Origin of the sequence: Pseudomonas sp. GL-B-26 (assembly GCF_019947405.1) — a bacterium.
Classification (GTDB): Bacteria; Pseudomonadota; Gammaproteobacteria; order Pseudomonadales; family Pseudomonadaceae; genus Aquipseudomonas.
Genome location: NZ_JAGYGJ010000031.1, coordinates 1 through 18,136 on the forward strand (window position 1 = coordinate 1; position 18,136 = coordinate 18,136).

Here is an 18,136-nt window from a genome sequence, read left to right on the forward strand (position 1 = left end):
AGTAATCCATCTCCACAACCAAACGGATCGCCTCCGCTTTTTCCTCAGATGTAACAACCCGATATCCCATGATGATTCCTAAAGTCGACGCTCCTACATCATGGTCCAAAAATATTCGACCACTACACGGCAGCTCCTACATTGAAATGCGATCCCCCTGTAGGAGCTGTCGAGTGAAACGAGGCTGCGATCTTTTGATCTTCCATAAAAAAGGCGAAGCCCGAAAGCTTCGCCTTTGCTGTGACCGAACAGCTAACGTTTAGTGATGCTCACGCGTCGCACGGAATTTGACATCCGGCCAGCGCTCTTCCATCAGTGCCAGGTTGACCCGCGTCGGGGCCAGGTAGGTCAGGTGACCGCCGCCGTCGATGGCGAGGTTTTCCACAGCCTTGACGCTGAACTCTTCGAGCTTCTTCTTATCGCTGCAATCGATCCAGCGCGCGGAATAAACGGTGATCGGCTCATAGGAGCACTCGACCTTGTATTCCTCTTTCAAACGGCTGGCGACCACGTCGAACTGCAGCACACCGACGGCGCCGAGAATGATGTCGTTGCTGCGCGTCGGGAAGAACACTTGGGTCGCGCCCTCTTCCGCCAGTTGCTGCAGACCCTGACGCAGTTGCTTGGATTTCAGCGGATCACGCAGACGCACGCGACGGAACAGTTCCGGGGCGAAGTGCGGGATGCCGGTGAAGCCCAGGACTTCGCCTTCGGTGAAGGTGTCGCCGATCTGGATGGTGCCGTGGTTGTGCAGGCCGATGATGTCGCCGGCAAACGCTTCTTCCAGTTGCTCACGCTCGGAGGAGAAGAAGGTCAGCGCGTCGCCGATCCGCACGTCTTTGCCGGTGCGCACGTGGCGCATCTTCATGCCTTTTTCGTACTTGCCGGAGCAGATACGCATGAAGGCGATACGGTCGCGGTGTTTCGGGTCCATGTTCGCCTGGATCTTGAACACGAAGCCGGCGAATTTCTCTTCAACCGGTTCCACGGTTCGCTCGTTGGCGACACGGGCCAACGGTTTCGGCGCCCAGTTGACCACGGCGTCGAGCACGTGATCGACACCGAAGTTGCCCAATGCAGTACCGAAGAACACCGGGGTCAGTTGGCCGTCGAGGAATTCCTGTTGATTGAATTCGTGACAGGCGCCCTGCACCAGTTCCAGCTGATCGACGAAGCGATCGTACTCGTCGCCCAAGTGCGCGCGGGCTTCATCAGAGTCGAGTTTCTCGATGATTTTCACATCGGTGCGTTCGTGGCCGTGGCCAGCGGTGTACACGATGATGTAGTCGTCGGCGAGGTGATAAACGCCCTTGAAATCGCGGTAGCAACCGATCGGCCAGGTGATCGGCGCTGCCTTGATCTTCAGGACTGCTTCGATTTCGTCGAGCAGTTCGATCGGGTCGCGGATGTCACGGTCGAGTTTGTTGATGAAGCTGACGATCGGCGTGTCACGCAGACGGCAGACGTCCATCAGCGCGATGGTCCGTGGCTCTACACCCTTACCGCCATCGAGGACCATCAATGCCGAGTCAACCGCCGTCAGGGTGCGGTAGGTATCTTCGGAGAAGTCTTCGTGGCCCGGGGTGTCGAGCAGGTTGATCATGTGGTCGCGATACGGGAACTGCATGACCGACGTGGTAATGGAAATACCCCGTTGTTTTTCCATTTCCATCCAGTCGGAGGTGGCATGGCGGTCGGACTTGCGAGATTTCACCGTGCCAGCAATCGCAATCGCCTTGCCCATCAGCAAGAGCTTCTCGGTGATGGTGGTTTTACCGGCATCGGGGTGGGAAATAATGGCGAAAGTGCGGCGTTTCGCGACTTCGGCGGCCTGTTTGGTCATGGGAAATCGCCTGGCAGGTGATTCAAAAAAGGGCGGCGAGTATAGCGCAAACCGAGCGTCACGGACCACCGCTCGCCCTGTCGCCAACAGCGATCGACGGGCCGGAAGGGACATCAAAGGTGGCTAAATGCTGTTAATTATGGAACCTTTTAAAAGGTGCAGACGTCCACTCCCCTGTTACGGCACTCGTATCAGGGGCTGAAAAATCAGCAAGTTAGCCTGACGAGGCTGCGCTTATGGCTCGATCTCATGCGGTTTTATCAGCATGAAGAGCTGCTTCTCGCGAACGTTGATAATCCCGGCAGCCAGGAATGGCATTGCCACTCGGGACTGCGTTCGCCGACAAAGAAAAGGAGTCTGCCTGTGGCTATTCGCTATGGCAAAGGGCTGATAGGAGGTGCGGTTGTCGTCGCCCTTCTGGCCCTGCTGGTCCACTGGATTGGCATCAACACGATCGAACATTACCGCGACGATTTGTTGTTTTACCTGCAAGCCCATTTGATTCTCGTCCTCGCTTCCATGCTGGCCGCCCTCGTTGTGGGCATACCCGCCGGTATCTTTCTCAGCCGCCCGACCATGGTGGGCCGCGCTGAACGCTTCATGCAGATCTTCAACATCGGCAACACCGTGCCGCCTCTTGCCGTACTGGCCATCGCCCTGGGTATTCTCGGCATCGGCAGCGGCCCCGCGATTTTCGCCCTGTTCCTCGCCTCGCTGTTGCCGATCGTGCGCAACACCTATGAAGGCCTGAAAAACGTTCAGGGTTCGCTCAAGGAAGCGGCTGTCGGCATCGGCATGACACCGACTCAGGTGCTGTGGCGGGTCGAACTGCCAAATGCCGTGCCGATCATCATCGGCGGCGTGCGCGTGGCGCTGGCAATCAACGTCGGCACCGCACCGCTGGCGTTCCTGATCGGCGCCAACAGTCTGGGTAGCCTGATTTTCCCTGGCATCGCCCTGAACAATCAGCCGCAACTGCTGCTCGGCGCGGCCTGCACCGCCCTGCTGGCCTTGCTGCTCGACGGTCTGGTGACACTCGCCAGCCGCCTCTGGCTCGAACGCGGCCTCCGCCCGTCTTAAGCCTCGGCAAAGGAATATTTATGAAAAAGCCAAGCCTATTACTGGGCTGCGTTCTGCTGTTCGCAGGATTTGCCCAAGCCGCCGAAAAACCGCTGATCCGCATCGGCGCCCGGGTGTTCACCGAACAAACCCTGCTGGCGGAAATCACCTCCCAATACCTGCGCACCAAGGGTTACGACACTCAGGTGACCGGTGGTCTGGGCAGCAACCTGGCCCGCAGCGCCCACGAAAGTGGTCAGCTCGACCTGATGTGGGAATATACCGGCGTGTCGCTGGTGGCTTACAACCATGTAACCGACAAGCTCGACAGCGCTCAGTCCTACGCCCGAGTGAAAGAACTCGACGCGAAAAAAGGCCTGATCTGGCTCACCCCGTCGAAATTCAGCAACACCTACGCGCTGGCCCTGCCAGAAAACACCGCGAAGGCGTATCCGCAGATCAACACCATCAGCGAGCTGAACACGGTGATGCAGGCTGAGGCGAAGACCAATCACCTCGTCGCCCTGGACACTGAGTTCGCCAACCGTTCCGACGGGCTGGACGGCATGGTCGACCTCTACGGCATGAACCTGACCCGCAAAAACATCCGGCAGATGGATGCTGGTTTGGTCTACACCGCCCTGCGTAATGGTCAGGTGTTTGCCGGTCTGGTCTACACCACTGACGGCCGATTGAACGCCTTCAAGCTGAAACTGCTGGAAGACGACAAGCATTACTTCCCGGACTACACCGCTGCGCCGGTGGTGCGTCAGGTGTACCTCGACGCCCATCCGAAACTCGCCGAAGAACTCAAGCCGCTGGCCGAACTGTTCGACGACGCGACAATGCGCCAGCTCAACGCGCGGGTCGATGTCGATCACGAAAGCCCTTCATCCGTTGCCGCCGATTTCCTGCGCCAACACCCCATCAAATAAGGAGGAAAAGACATGGAATTTCTGAACGCCTTTTCCCATCTCGACTGGCCGCTGGTCCTGCAACTGACCGGGCAGCACATCACCCTCGTCGGTATTGCCGTGACCCTGGCAATCCTCGTCGGCGTGCCGCTGGGCATCCTGATGACGCGCTTCCCGACCCTCGCCGGCCCGTTGCAAGCCAGCGCCACGGTGCTGCTGACGGTTCCGTCGATTGCCCTGTTCGGCCTGCTGCTGCCGTTCTACTCCAAATTCGGCCAGGGCCTGGGCCCGATGCCGGCGATCACTGCGGTGTTTTTGTACTCGCTGCTGCCGATCATGCGTAACACCTACCTCGCCCTGACTGGCGTCGACCCCGGCATTCGCGAAGCCGCCCGCGGCATCGGCATGACCTTCGGCCAGCGCCTGCGCATGGTCGAACTGCCGATCGCGGTGCCGGTGATCCTCGCCGGTGTGCGCACCGCCGTGGTGATGAACATTGGTGTCATGACCATCGCCGCGACCATCGGCGCCGGTGGCCTCGGTGTACTCATTCTCGCTTCCATCAGCCGCAGCGACATGTCGATGCTGATCGTCGGCGCCGTGCTGGTCAGTCTCCTGGCCATCTTCGCCGACCTGCTTCTGCAATGGCTGCAACGCACGCTGACTCCAAAAGGACTCCTGAAATGATCGAACTTCAAAACCTCAGCAAGACCTTCCAAAGCAACGGCAAAGATGTGAAAGCCGTGGACTCGGTAAGCCTGACCGTCAATGAAGGCGAGATCTGTGTGTTCCTCGGGCCATCGGGCTGCGGCAAAAGCACCACGCTGAAAATGATCAATCGCCTGATCAAGCCGAACTCCGGCAAGATCCTGATCAACGGCGAAGACACCACCGACCTCGACGCCGTGACCCTGCGCCGCAACATCGGTTATGTGATCCAGCAGATTGGTCTGTTCCCGAACATGACCATCGAGGAAAACATCACCATCGTTCCGCGCCTGCTGGGTTGGGACAAACAGAAATGCCACGACCGCGCTCGCGAGTTGATGAGCATGATCAAGCTCGAACCCAAGCAGTATCTGACTCGCTACCCGCGTGAATTGTCCGGTGGACAACAGCAACGGATCGGCGTGATTCGTGCGCTGGCGGCGGATGCCCCGCTGTTGCTGATGGACGAACCGTTTGGCGCGGTCGACCCGATCAACCGCGAGATGATCCAGAACGAGTTCTTCGAAATGCAGCGCGCGCTGAACAAGACCGTGATCATGGTCAGCCACGACATCGATGAAGCCATCAAGCTGGGCGACAAGATCGCAATCTTCCGCGCCGGCAAGTTGTTGCAGATCGATCACCCGGATACGCTGCTGGCGCACCCGGCGGATGACTTTGTCAGCAACTTCGTCGGCCAGGACAGCACCCTCAAGCGTCTGTTGCTGGTGAAAGCCGAGGACGCGGCGGACAACGCGCCGTCGGTGAGCCCGGAAACGCCAGTGGCCGATGCGCTGGAATTGATGGACGAACACGACCGTCGCTACGTGGTGGTTACCTGCGCCGAGAACAAGGCCTTGGGCTACGTGCGCCGTCGCGACCTGCACCGTCAGACCGGCACCTGTGCGCAATACCTGCGCGAGTTCAACGCCACCGCGGCGTACGACGAACATTTGCGCATCCTGCTGTCGCGCATGTACGAATTCAACCGTTCGTGGCTGCCGGTGATGGATGCGGAGCGGGTGTTCCTTGGGGAAGTGACGCAGGAATCGATTGCCGAGTATTTGAGTTCCGGCAAGTCCCGCGGCGGCAAGACCAGCATTGTTTCTCCAGCCGAAACTGCGTTGGCCTGACCTGCCCCTGTGGCGAGGGAGCTTGCTCCCGCTCGGTTGCGAAGCAGCCGCAAAATCTGGGGCCGCTACGCAGCCCAGCGGGAGCAAGCTCCCTCGCCACAAAGGCAATACAAATCCCTCCATAAATCCTCATTCGGGGAACATCACACTGTCATGCAGGTCGGTTACATCAGTAGCTGTCCAGGACCGCACGACGGATGCGTGTAAAAACGCGACATTTTTTGTTGATCTCAAGCTCCTCACGCCCTAAAGTTCGCGCCGAACGTCCATGCTGGAAACGATCCATCCGGCTCAAGTACTGACGACGAGACAGCAAGGCCAAGGGAAAGCACCGCTTCCCATGGCCTTTTTGCTTTCGGCGACATGCCTTGGGAAGTAGGCGAACCAAAGTGGGGATACGGAGGACGTTCATTTGCACCCATTGTTAATTTCAGTTTGCCAGTAGGAGTTCCCAGCATGTCGATCAACGTCGAAGACTATTTCGCGCGCGATACCTTCAACAAAATGAAGGCCTTCGCCGACAAACAAGAAACCCCGTTCGTGGTGATCGACACCGCGATGATCAGCCAGGCCTATGACGACCTGCGCGCCGGTTTCGAATTCGCCAAGGTCTACTACGCGGTCAAGGCCAACCCGGCCGTCGAAATCATCGACCTGCTCAAAGAGAAAGGTTCGAACTTCGACATCGCTTCGATCTACGAGCTCGACAAAGTGATGAACCAGGGCGTCGGCCCGGATCGCATCAGCTACGGCAACACCATCAAGAAATCCAAAGACATTCGCTACTTCTACGAGAAGGGCGTGCGCCTGTATGCCACCGACTCCGAAGCCGACCTGCGCAACATCGCCAAGGCTGCACCGGGTTCGAAAGTCTACGTGCGCATCCTCACCGAAGGCTCGACCACTGCCGACTGGCCTTTGTCGCGCAAATTCGGCTGCCAGACCGACATGGCCATGGACCTGCTGATCCTCGCTCGCGACCTGGGCCTGGTGCCATACGGCATCTCGTTCCACGTCGGCTCGCAACAGCGCGACATCAGCGTCTGGGACGCGGCGATCGCCAAGGTCAAAGTGATCTTCGAACGCCTGAAAGAAGAAGACGGCATTCACCTGAAGCTGATCAACATGGGCGGCGGCTTCCCGGCCAACTACATCACCCGCACCAACAGCCTGGAAACCTACGCTGAAGAAATCATCCGTTTCCTCAAGGAAGACTTCGGTGACGAACTGCCGGAAATCATCCTGGAACCAGGCCGTTCGTTGATCGCCAACGCCGGCATCCTGGTCAGCGAAGTGGTGCTGGTAGCGCGTAAATCCCGTACCGCGGTAGAGCGATGGGTGTACACGGATGTGGGCAAGTTCTCCGGCCTGATCGAAACCATGGACGAAGCCATCAAGTTCCCGATCTGGACCGAGAAGAAAGGCGAGATGGAAGAAGTGGTCATCGCCGGCCCGACCTGCGACAGCGCCGACATCATGTACGAGAACTACAAGTACGGTTTGCCGCTGAACCTGGCGATTGGTGATCGTTTGTACTGGTTGTCGACCGGTGCGTACACCACCAGTTACAGCGCGGTAGAGTTCAATGGCTTTCCACCGTTGAAGTCGTTTTACGTGTAACTGACATTTCGAGTTTCAAGCGCCCAATGAAAAACCCATGACAGTGTCATGGGTTTTTTTATTAGAAGACCCTGGCCATTTTCAACAGTTGGTCAGACATGGATTTAACATCCCCCAGTGAGCCGGTAATCATCGGCAAAGAGGCCTTGGCACGCATCATCGTTTGTTGAGGATAATGAGTTGCCAGCGACCGTTTGGTTTCATCGAGCATGTAGGTCCAGCGGTAACAGAAATCACCGAGGTTACAGGCGGCGACACTGGCTTGCCGGTAAAGATCGCCAAGACGTCCCATATGCGCTCGGGACATCTCTTGCCGTTGCGTTTGCGAGTACGGCTGGCCAGGATCGTAATCCATGCCCGGCAACCCAATTCGACCCAAGGTGTAATAGGCTTCAATCTTGGACATCGGACCTTCGGTACTTAACGGCAATGTCAGCGATTCGATGAAGCGAATAAAAATGCTGTGGATCGACACCGCAAGTTTAGTTACCTGCAACTTGAAGTCCGTCACTGCATATTGGCAACGTTCGAGCCGCGCATAGAGTTCGCGCATCACATCAATCACATTGGCACAGGGTGCATTGCCCCAACCGGCAGATCTGACAACGGTGAACTGTTGCGGATCAATCACCGAAATCGCCAAACGCCGATTCTCGGTAACGCTGACAATCGCCTGAAACTCGCGGATAAAACCGCTCACATCCTGCAGTACCCGAGTCGACACTTTACCAAGACAAGGTACGGTAATACCGATCGCTTGCCAGCAGACCGCGTTGCCACGCGCAACTTGAATCAATGCCTGAGAATCGGGCCAAGGCAATAAGGTATATCCGGATCGGGCGATAGAATCTGAGAGCCGGTTGATTTCCCCAAGTGCGCCAGGCAAATCGTTCAAAAAAACAATGTATTGCTTCAACGAGGCAAAATTCTTTTCTGCCAATAAATAATCCAGCATCAGTCTCTCCTTGGCCTGACAAAACCTCGACTGCCAGCGTCAAAATTGCCGCTGGCAGTCCGTGGTCATCCGTTTGTCAGCGCCTTGGCACCGACACGGGCGCGAGGAACTTGATAAACAGCGGTGCCTGCACCTTGAATGCATTGTCCAGCGCTTCGACATCGGCAAATTGCGCTGCGGCGGTGGCCGTCAGAAAATGCCGATAAGCTGCCGCAGCACCGCTATAGACAGTGGCGTATTCATGTCGCGAGTCCTCTATCGAAAGAATCGCCTGCAAGTATTTAGTCCTGCCGAGTGATGCCTGAATAATTGAATTCTCGACATCGATCTTCTCGATCAGGGCATCAATCTTCAGCTTCAGCTTGTCACTCTCGCGAAGCATGTCGATAAAAGCAATTGTCTTGCCGGCGTCGATTAATGTTTTTTTAAGTTGGTCGATCGCCATCATCACCAGTTGAATTTCTGTAGGAGCCAGGCCCAACTGAGTGACCTTGGCAAGGGTCAGTTCAATGTCTTTGCCAAGTGCTTCAATGCCTGCCTTTTCCAGGGTAGCGACGGCTTCAGAGATCGTTTTGCGCTCATCCCTGAACGCCTGCAACTTCAATTGCAGATCACTGATTTCATCTTTGGCCATTTGCTCTTCGTGCGCAAAATCAACCAGGTAAGTCTGGACCAGGCGTCGATCGAACGAATCGCTGATATTCGCCAGGCATTGGTCAATTTTGGACGACTTCTCCTTGATTACATCGGCTGCCTGCTTCAAGAGTCGCTTACGATCGCCATCGATTTCTTCGATAACTAGCGGGTCAGCCTCGCTCAGTCGTTCTTTTTCGAGGTCTTCAAGACCGCGCTGAATGATTTCGAGTTCGTACTTGCTGGTCTGAGCGGCGCCTTGTAACTCGTTGCTTCCCCGACCGACCTCTCTGACAACGCTGTCGAAGCGGCTGAACAAGTCCGGCAAATAACCAAGCTTGACCTGCCAGGTATTGGCCTGAATGCGCGCATTACGCATGTGTTCGTGATGGGTACTTAATGCCGCCAAATCCAGCGGCGGATAGGCCGAATTAAATAGGCTTACAATATTCATCGAACGTACTCCCAACAAGTTATTGCGCGAAAACTCTTCCTGAGCCTCCTTGAACACCAGAATAAGAGCGTCGGCATCGGTCTCGATTTTTCTCCATGGATTAACGACCAGCCTGAATTGCGCGATGAACTGTCGCAGCGACAACGCATCGTTGATGGTAGCGATAGCTTTGGAAGAGTTTGCGACAGCATCGTGCAAGACGTTCCAGGTATAGATAAGGTTTTTTGTCGCGATTTCGGCATCGATTGCCACGATTTCAAGACTCTGCAAGTCGTGCTTTACACGCGCCAGAGAACCCAAGGTCTGATTCATGCTGTCCAGCTTCAGAATGTCGCGATCCTGTTGGGCATACAGTTCGTTACGCGCTGCACGAATGTTTTCAGCTTCGACGCCCATATAGATAGCCATCGCCAACCCGACAATGTTCATACCAGCCGCGGCTTTCAATGCCTCCTGAACGGCCGCTTTGTACTCAGTATTCTTTAGTTCAATCTCGGCGGAACGATCATCAATTTTCACTTGGAGATTTTTTATTTCTGCCGACAAGGTATTATTTTTTATCAAATCAACCTTGTATTGGATGCCAGGCAGAATGTATTCCTGAAGATCCATACCAAACGCATCGAGGTCTTTCTTGATGCCGCGAGTAATATTTAAGTTCTTATCAACTTCTTCAAATATCCTGTCGAGAAAATAACCCAAATCACTCAGCGTATCGCTTTCCAGTTGCAGACCTGGAAACTTGTCACCCAACGCGGCCTCCAGCGCTCTTAGTTGTTCAACCGTTTTAATGTCGTGCAGGTCCAGCAGATTGCCAGCCCTTACGTCGGAGTAGACTTCTTCCATCGATGCACCATACGTCAGCATGCTCGTTGCGAAGTTACTGAGGCCGCGGCCCGTCATCATGATGCGTTCGCGCAAGTCCGTCCAACGCGAGGCATGGTTGTGAGTATTGAGAAAAGTGGTCAGGAAGTCTTCGGGGTAAAGGCCCGGGCCACCATTCTGACCGACACCGAAACGCAGATAGTCAGTAACGTCTTTCAAAGTGCGAGGAAGCCTGAAAGCGGCAGCCTGATACTTGTGCAGATCGATGATTTGTTTTTTAGTCAGCAACAATCCCGTGGCACGTACATCGCTATTGAAGTCCGAAGCGGATGCACTGATTAACCGCGCCGGAGCTTCAGCGGCGTACTGCAATATTTGCTCGGGAGAAGCGTTTTTCAGAGCGTCATCCCACAACTTATTACCAGACATAATTATTCCTTTAATTAGTCAACACACAACTAGATATTTAATAACGTGATTTGCAGAGCCGGAACATTACAACCATTCAAACTGCGCACTGGAAATAAAACACAATGCAGCGCCGCTGCAAAGTGCAAACTTACGAGGATATGTTTATAAAAAATACCAACGCCTGGCGAGCAAGCAACTAATCCACTCGCGTGACAAGCCGACGGCGAACTTCAAATGTTTACTTGGTTGGCTGCCCGTGCGCGATATTCCACGGCCATTGCTTGCACTTGCGCGTGGGGCACGTTCGACAGTGTCTGCGCCGCGATACTTAAAAAAGCCGAATGCCCCGCGTGCATTGCCCGGCGATACCAGACCAGCGCTTCTTCGATGTGCGAGAGTTCCACCAGAACACTGGCATAACTGAACTGCCCACGAAAATCACCGCCCAGCGCCGAACGTCGATACCAATCAAACGCCGTCACAGGATCAGCAGGACAAAAATGGCCTTGCTCCAGATATCGTCCCAGCAAGTTCATCGATTTCGCATGGCCCAGTTCCGCTGCCCGGCGATAAAGAATCAACGCGTGCGCCTGATCTTCAATAACGCCGCGCCCGGTGGCCAACAGGTTGGCGTAGTTGTACATCGCCCAATCCAGGCCGGCGTCGGCGGCCAAGCGATAATGCCCCGCAGCAACTGAAGCATCGGCAACGCAACCCCAACCATGCTCATGGCAACGACCGAGCATGTTGCGCGCCATCGAGTGCCCGCCCTGGGCGGCGATCTCGAACCAGCGCACGGCCAGCCGCTGGTCCTGCTGGATGCCCTGCCCATCCAGCAGAATCTGCCCGAGCAACGCCTGAGCATCGAGTACACCTTCGCGGGCGGCGATCAAAATCGCCTGGGCAGCACGTGCCGGGCTTTCGTCAAGCATGGCTTTGAGCTGATCACCGTCGAGCACTTCCTCGCGGCGCAGTTGATAACTCATACCTCGACCCAGCGACGCAGCAGGTTGTGATAAGTGCCGGTGAGGCGAATCAGCGAAGGGTGGTCGGGCATGTCCTGGGTCAGTTGCTGGATCGCTCCGTCCATCTCGAACAGCAAGGCGCGCTGGCTGTCTTCGCGGACCAGGCTTTGGGTCCAGAAGAACGAGGCGTAGCGAGTGCCGCGCGTCACGGCGTTGACCTTGTGCAGGCTGGTGCCGGGGTACAGAACCATGTCACCGGCCGGCAACTTCACCCGTTGGGTGCCGAAGGTGTCCTGGATTTCCAGTTCGCCGCCGTCGTAGTCATCCGGTTCGCTGAAGAACAGAGTGGCCGACAAATCGGTGCGCACCCGCTCAATGCTGCCCTTGGGCTGGCGCACGGCGTTGTCGATGTGAAAGTCGAAACTGCCGCCGGCCGTGTAACAGTTCAGTAACGGAGGAAAGACCTTGTGCGGCAACGCGGCTGACATGAACTGCGGATTTTTCCACAGCCGTTCCAGCATCGCCGCACCGACTTCCTTGGCCAGCGGATGACCTTCCGGCAGCTGCAGATTGTGCTTGGCTTTGGCCGACTGGTAGCCGGCGGTGATTTTGCCGTCCGCCCAATCTGCCTGCTGCAGAGCCTCGCGGATGCGCTGCACTTCTTCTTTCGCGAACACGCCGGGAATGTGCAGCAGCATGGGATGACACCTGAAGACAAAGAGACGTCAATGGTATTGATTCTTATTGCCCGTGTAAAACCCCCGGGACGAACGAGACGCCAAAAACCGTAAGGGTAAATTGTAAAGAATGTAAATTTGTCGCGAATAGTAACGTTTCGCAATTGATACAAATACCTGTTTACCCTATATTCCGCGGCCTCAAATCCTTGGGGAGGGGAATTCAAATGTCACGTCAACAACCACAAGTACCGGTCAGTTCACCACGTTTGCTCGCATCGGCCATCGGCATGGCGATTACTGCCGGTTCTGCGGGCCACATGGTTTTCGCGGCGGAAAAAGCTGACGAAAAAGCACCGAGTAATGTGATTTCTCTGGGCGCTACCGCCATCACTGGCGAGGCTCAGGACGAGACTTCCTACCACGTCGAAAAAGCCTCCTCGCCCAAGTACACCGCGCCGCTTGTGGACACGCCGCGTTCGATCACCGTCATCCCGCAACAAGTGCTCAAGGACACTGGCGCCCTCAACATGCAGGACGCGCTGCGCACTGTTCCAGGCATCACCTTCGGTGCCGGTGAAGGCGGCAACCCGCAAGGTGACCGGCCATTCATTCGCGGCTTCGATGCCCAGGGCGATACGTATCTGGACGGCGTGCGCGATACCGGTTCGCAGAGCCGCGAGATCTTCGCCGTTGAGTCGATCGAAGTCAGCAAAGGCCCGAACTCGGCCATGGGCGGCCGTGGCGCGGCCGGTGGCAGCATCAACGTGGTGAGCAAAAAGGCGCACCTTGGCAATTCGCTCGATGGCGGTTTCACCTGGGGTTCCGACCAGACCCAGCGTTACACCATGGATGGCAACTATCAGTTCACCGACACCGCCGCTGGCCGTCTGAACCTGATGAGCCACGAAAGCAACGTCGCTGGCCGTGACACTGTCGATTACGATCGCTGGGGCATCGCACCGTCGCTGGCCTTCGGCCTGGGCACCGACACTCGCGTCAACCTCGACTACTACCACCTGGAAAGCAACGACACGCCAGATTCCGGCATTCCATACAGCATTCCGGTCGCGGGTTCGACGGCTCGCACCAAGTCCAACCCGGACAAGCCTGACGATGGCGGCGACAGCAGCAACTTCTACGGTCTCGACGGCCGCGACTTCCGCAAGGGCCGCACCGACACCGCAACCATCGCCATCGAGCACGATCTGAGCGACGCGTTGACCGTCAAGAACACCCTGCGCCACGGCACCAGCATGCAGGACTACATCCTGACCCAGCCGGACGACAGCAAGGGCAACGTCAACAACGGCAGCGTCTGGCGTCGGGCCAATACCCGGGTCAGCAACACCGAAACCACCACTAACCAGACTGATCTGTTTGGCGACGTCTACATCGCCGGATTCAAAAACAGCTTCTCTACCGGTATCGAGTTGAGCCGCGAGGAAAGCGAAAAGTCCTCGTATAATGTCAACACCGACACCACCCCGAGAACGACCGCTCCTCCTGCGAGCACCAACTGCACACCGGCGATGATTGGCGCACCGAGCGGTTACAACTGTACCTCGCTGTCCAACCCGAACCCGAACGACCCATGGAACGGTGCAATCTCACGTAACTACGCTGGCACCGACACCAAAGCCAACACCTATTCGCTGTATGTGTTCGACACGCTGGAGTTGTCCGAGCAATGGCTGGTGAACATGGGCCTGCGTTATGACCATTTCGACACCGAATACAAAACCTTCAACGCTGCCGGCACGACGACCTCCAAAGGCGACGACACGAGCGAGTTCGTTACCGGGCAGTTCGGCGTGGTCTACAAGCCCGCAGAAAATGGCAGCATCTATGCGTCCTACGCGACGTCCGCCACGCCACCGGGCAACACCTTGGGCGAAGGTCAGGAAGGCAACCCGCTGGGAGGTACGCCGGATCGAAACGGCAACCTGCTCAAAAGCGACATGGAGCCGGAAACCACCAAGAACTACGAAATCGGTACCAAGTGGGACCTGCTGAACGATCGCCTGTCGTTGACCGCCGACATCTTCCGCACCGAGAAAGAAAACGCTCGCGTTCAAGTCGACACAACCGCCTATGAAAACGCCGGCAAAACCCGCGTTCAAGGTATCGAACTGTCGGCCAGCGGCAAGATCACCGACAAATGGCAAGTGTTCGCCGGTTACGCATACATGGACAGCGAGCAGGTCGATGGCGGCCCGCTGAACCGCGCCACCGAAGGCAACGAGCTGCCTAACACACCGAAAAACAGTGCCAGCTTGTGGACGACTTATCAGGTCACGCCGAAGCTGACCATCGGTGGCGGTGCGTTTTATGTCGATGATGTGTTCGGCAGCGTGGCCAACACCACCATGGTTGATTCCTACGTTCGTTACGACGCCATGGCCGCGTACAAGCTGAGCAAAAACGTCGACCTGCAACTGAACGTGCAGAACCTGACGGATGAAACCTACTACGACAAAGCTTTCTCGACCCACTTCGCCAACCAGGCGGCGGGGCGTACAGCATTGCTGAGCACCAACTTCCACTTCTGATAGAAGCGTGAAGACCAAGGCCCCGTTCATCCAGGTGAACGGGGCTTTTGTGCGTAATAAAGAATGTTTCTCGACAACCCACGGCATAATGCGCGCCGTGATCATTATTTTCGAACGAACAAGGCGAGCGACGTGTTGAAGAAAACCCTGTTCCAGTTGCACTGGTTTTTCGGCATCAGCGCCGGACTGGTCCTGGCCCTGATGGGCATCACCGGGGCGACGGTATCGTTTCAGGATGAAATCCTGCGCGCGCTGAACCCTTCTGTGCTGCAGGTCGAGAAGCAGGTCGCCGGCGTCCTGCCGCCCGCCGAACTGGTTGAGAAAATCGAGGGCGCCTCGGGCAAGAAAGTCGCGATGCTCTGGGTCGAGACCGACAGCGGTAACGCCGCGCGCGTGATCTTTACTCCGCCACCGGGCGAGCGCCGTGGGCAGATGCGCTACTTCGACCCGTACACCGCCGAGTTCATGGGCGACGCCACCGGCCAGGATTTCTTCGGCCTGATGCTGCAACTGCACCGCTTCCTCGCCATGGGCGATAGCGGTCGGCAGATCACCGGTGCCTGTACGCTGATTCTGGTGTTCTTCTGCCTGTCCGGTCTTTACCTGCGCTGGCCGCGCCAGTGGAAAAGCTGGCGTGCCTGGCTGACCCTCGACTGGAAGAAAAAAGGCCGCAGCTTCAACTGGGATTTGCACTCCGTCGCCGGGACCTGGTGCCTGGTGTTTTACCTCCTGGCAGCGCTCACCGGGTTGTCCTGGTCCTATGAGTGGTACAACAAGGGCCTGACCCGATTGCTTTCCGACTCACCGCAGAACGAGCGCGTCCGCAGCGGTCGCGGCCCTGCGCCAAGCGGCCCGGCACCCACCGCCGACTATGCAGCGATGTGGAGCAGCATCTACAGCGCTGCCGGCCCGGCACTGAGTGCCTACAACATCCGCATGCCGCCCGTGGCCGGACAACCGGCCACCGTGTTCTACCTCTTGAACACCTCACCCCACGACCGCGCGCTGAACCAGATCTCGCTGGATCCGGCCACCGGCATCGTCAAGCGCCATGATCGCTACAGCGACAAGAGCCTCAAGGCGCAGTTGCTGACCAGTATCTATGCGCTGCATGTCGGCAGCTATTTCGGCATTGTCGGGCGGATCATCCTGACGATCAGTGCGCTGACGATGCCGCTGTTTTTCGTCACCGGTTGGTTGTTGTACCTCGATCGTCGACGCAAGAAAAAGCAGATCAAGGATGCCCGCAAAGGCCTCGCACAACCGGGTAGCGACGCGCCTGCGTGGTTGATCGGCTTCGCCAGCCAGAGCGGCTTTGCCGAGCAACTGGCGTGGCAGACCGCCGGGCAATTGCAGGCTGCGGGCCTGCCGGTGAAGGTTCAGCCGCTGGCAGACGTCAGCGAGCAAGACTTGCGTGATTCCAGCAATGCGTTGTTCGTGGTCAGCACCTTCGGCGACGGTGAAGCGCCGGACAGCGCCCGGGGGTTTGAGCGCAAAGTGCTGGGCCGGACGTTGAGCCTGGAACGCCTGAACTACGCCGTGCTCGGCCTCGGTGATCGGCAGTATCAACATTTCTGCGGCTTCGCTCGACGCTTGCACACGTGGCTGGGCGAGCACGGCGGCAAGACCCTGTTCGCCCCGGTGGAGGTCGACAGCGGCGACCCTTACGCCTTGCGTCACTGGCAGCAGCAACTGGGTCTGCTGACCGGACAGGCGCCCGTGGACACTTGGCAAGCGCCAAGCTACGACAACTGGAACCTGACCCGCCGGGAGTTGCTCAACCCTGACAGCAGCGGTTCGGGCGTTTACCTGCTGGGCCTCACAGCCCCGACTACAAGCAGTTGGCTGGCCGGTGACCTGGTGGAAGTGTTGCCGCGCAATTGTCCGTGGGCGATCGAACATTTCCTCGATGGCCTGGGCATTGACGGTCGCGCCACGGTTGCGCTTGATGGCCTGTCGCAACCGCTGGAGCAAGCCCTCGCCAGTCGACAACTGCCGGAAAGCAGAGCTCACCTGGTCGGCCTGCATGCCCAGGCGCTGGTGGATGCGCTGGTGCCCTTGGCCATGCGCGAATACTCCATCGCCTCGATCGCCGCCGATGGCATCCTCGAACTGATCGTGCGCCAGGAACTGCATCCCGACGGCAGCCTGGGTGTCGGCTCCGGCTGGTTGACCGAGCATGCTCCTGTGGGCGGCACCATCAGCCTGCGCGTACGGCGCAACAGCGGTTTCCACCTGCCGGTCGAACCGGCACCGATGATCCTGCTGGGCAACGGCACCGGCCTGGCCGGGCTGCGCAGCTTGCTCAAGGCGCGGATCGCCGATGGGCAGCAACGTCATTGGTTGTTGTTCGGCGAACGCAATCGCGAGCATGACTATCTGTGTCGCGATGAGCTGGAAGAATGGTTGATTTCGGGGGATCTGGAGCGGCTGGACCTGGCGTTTTCCCGAGACCAGGCCGAGAAGATTTATGTACAGGATCTATTGCGTGAGTCGGCGGACGAGCTGAAAAAATGGCTGGCCGAGGGTGCGGTCATTTACATCTGCGGCAGTTTGCAAGGGATGGCTTCAGGCGTGGATCACGTACTGAACGAAGTACTCGGGATTGCAGAGGTTGACCGGTTGATCGAGCAAGGTCGGTATCGGCGTGACGTCTACTGAAAGAGCCCCTCACCCTAGCCCTCTCCCCAAGGGGCGAGGGGACTGACCGTGGATTTCTTTAGAAATTTTGCGACCTGAAATACCGAGTCGAACTCAGGTTTGGATACGATGAAGATCGCCTCCCTTTCGCCCTCTCCCCCATGGGGAGAGGGCTGGGGTGAGGGGTGGCTCTACAGGCAAATGACAAAACCTCGGCTACAGTAAAACCTCTATCCCCCTTCACACGGACGTGAAGCATGCCCACCCGCCCCACCTCCAACCAACGCCAATTCGCCCGCTATCTGCGCACCAATCAAACTGACTGCGAACTCCTGCTCTGGCAAAAACTTCGTTCTCGGCAAATCGCCAATCTGAAATTCCGTCGGCAGTTTCCATGCCCGCCGTACATCCTGGACTTTTATTGCGTGGAACTGAAGTTGGCCATCGAACTGGATGGTGGTCAGCATTACGAGACAGCGGCAAAAATACATGACCGGCGTCGAACGCTTTACCTTCAGCTGCAAGGTATTGAGGTTGTGCGGTTTAGCAATCTAGAGGTTATTGAGCGGATGAGTGATGTACTTGAGCAGATCCTGAGACTTGCGGCGAATCGAACATCGCCCCCTCACCCTAGCCCTCTCCCAGAGGGAGAGGGGACTGACCGAGGTGTCTCACGTTATACATCGACCTGAAAAATCGAGTCGAACTCAGGTTTCGAATCCAATGGAGATGGGCCCCCTTTCCCCC

Annotated in this window: 13 protein-coding genes; 8 read left to right on the forward strand and 5 right to left on the reverse strand. The window is 57.2% G+C overall.

Going from position 1 to position 18,136, the window contains the following annotated elements; translation table 11 throughout:
* Positions 1-259 precede the first annotated feature (259 nt).
* Positions 260-1,843 carry a peptide chain release factor 3 gene (locus tag KGB23_RS19755; protein ID WP_056742891.1) on the reverse strand — a complete coding sequence of 528 codons (1,584 nt, stop codon included), beginning with the start codon at positions 1,841-1,843 and terminating at the stop codon, positions 260-262.
* A 363-nt stretch (positions 1,844-2,206) separates the two neighbouring features.
* On the opposite strand from KGB23_RS19755, the gene KGB23_RS19760 reads away from it, so the two are divergent.
* The 5 genes from KGB23_RS19760 (at position 2,207) to KGB23_RS19780 (ending at position 7,277) form a co-directional block, all read left to right on the forward strand.
* Complete coding sequence (locus KGB23_RS19760; RefSeq protein WP_008148956.1) at positions 2,207-2,923, forward strand: ABC transporter permease; 717 nt, start codon at positions 2,207-2,209, stop codon at positions 2,921-2,923.
* A 20-nt stretch (positions 2,924-2,943) separates the two neighbouring features.
* On the forward strand, positions 2,944-3,837 hold the full coding sequence (locus KGB23_RS19765) for a glycine betaine ABC transporter substrate-binding protein (RefSeq protein ID WP_223432281.1): 894 nt from the start codon (positions 2,944-2,946) through the stop codon (positions 3,835-3,837).
* 12 nt (positions 3,838-3,849) lie between these two features.
* Positions 3,850-4,503: an ABC transporter permease gene (locus tag KGB23_RS19770; RefSeq protein WP_008148960.1), complete on the forward strand. Its 654-nt coding sequence runs from the start codon at positions 3,850-3,852 to the stop codon at positions 4,501-4,503.
* Positions 4,500-5,657: a betaine/proline/choline family ABC transporter ATP-binding protein gene (locus KGB23_RS19775; protein ID WP_223432282.1), complete on the forward strand. Its 1,158-nt coding sequence runs from the start codon at positions 4,500-4,502 to the stop codon at positions 5,655-5,657. The genes KGB23_RS19770 and KGB23_RS19775 overlap by 4 nt, the downstream gene beginning before the upstream one ends.
* Before the next feature lie 456 nt (positions 5,658-6,113).
* A complete protein-coding gene (locus tag KGB23_RS19780) occupies positions 6,114-7,277 on the forward strand; it encodes a type III PLP-dependent enzyme (RefSeq protein WP_033058084.1) in 1,164 nt (387 codons plus the stop codon).
* Between the two features lie 61 nt (positions 7,278-7,338).
* Here KGB23_RS19780 and KGB23_RS19785 read toward each other — a convergent pair whose 3' ends face one another.
* The 4 genes from KGB23_RS19785 to KGB23_RS19800 form a co-directional block, all read right to left on the reverse strand.
* Positions 7,339-8,232: a hypothetical protein gene (locus KGB23_RS19785; protein WP_223432283.1), complete on the reverse strand. Its 894-nt coding sequence runs from the start codon at positions 8,230-8,232 to the stop codon at positions 7,339-7,341.
* Positions 8,233-8,308: 76 nt separating this feature from the next.
* Complete coding sequence (locus KGB23_RS19790; protein WP_223432284.1) at positions 8,309-10,573, reverse strand: alpha-xenorhabdolysin family binary toxin subunit A; 2,265 nt, start codon at positions 10,571-10,573, stop codon at positions 8,309-8,311.
* A 212-nt stretch (positions 10,574-10,785) separates the two neighbouring features.
* Positions 10,786-11,541, reverse strand: coding sequence for a tetratricopeptide repeat protein (locus KGB23_RS19795; RefSeq protein ID WP_223432285.1), 756 nt, complete (start codon positions 11,539-11,541; stop codon positions 10,786-10,788).
* Positions 11,538-12,218 carry a Fe2+-dependent dioxygenase gene (locus tag KGB23_RS19800; RefSeq protein WP_223432286.1) on the reverse strand — a complete coding sequence of 227 codons (681 nt, stop codon included), beginning with the start codon at positions 12,216-12,218 and terminating at the stop codon, positions 11,538-11,540. Before KGB23_RS19800 ends, KGB23_RS19795 begins: the two co-directional genes overlap by 4 nt.
* A 206-nt stretch (positions 12,219-12,424) precedes the next feature.
* On the opposite strand from KGB23_RS19800, the gene KGB23_RS19805 reads away from it, so the two are divergent.
* The 3 genes from KGB23_RS19805 (at position 12,425) to KGB23_RS19815 (ending at position 18,081) form a co-directional block, all read left to right on the forward strand.
* Positions 12,425-14,749 carry a TonB-dependent receptor gene (locus tag KGB23_RS19805; RefSeq protein WP_223432287.1) on the forward strand — a complete coding sequence of 775 codons (2,325 nt, stop codon included), beginning with the start codon at positions 12,425-12,427 and terminating at the stop codon, positions 14,747-14,749.
* A gap of 132 nt (positions 14,750-14,881) precedes the next feature.
* Positions 14,882-17,410: a PepSY domain-containing protein gene (locus KGB23_RS19810; protein ID WP_223432288.1), complete on the forward strand. Its 2,529-nt coding sequence runs from the start codon at positions 14,882-14,884 to the stop codon at positions 17,408-17,410.
* Positions 17,411-17,646: 236 nt separating this feature from the next.
* On the forward strand, positions 17,647-18,081 hold the full coding sequence (locus KGB23_RS19815) for an endonuclease domain-containing protein (RefSeq protein ID WP_223432289.1): 435 nt from the start codon (positions 17,647-17,649) through the stop codon (positions 18,079-18,081).
* Positions 18,082-18,136: the final 55 nt, after the last annotated feature.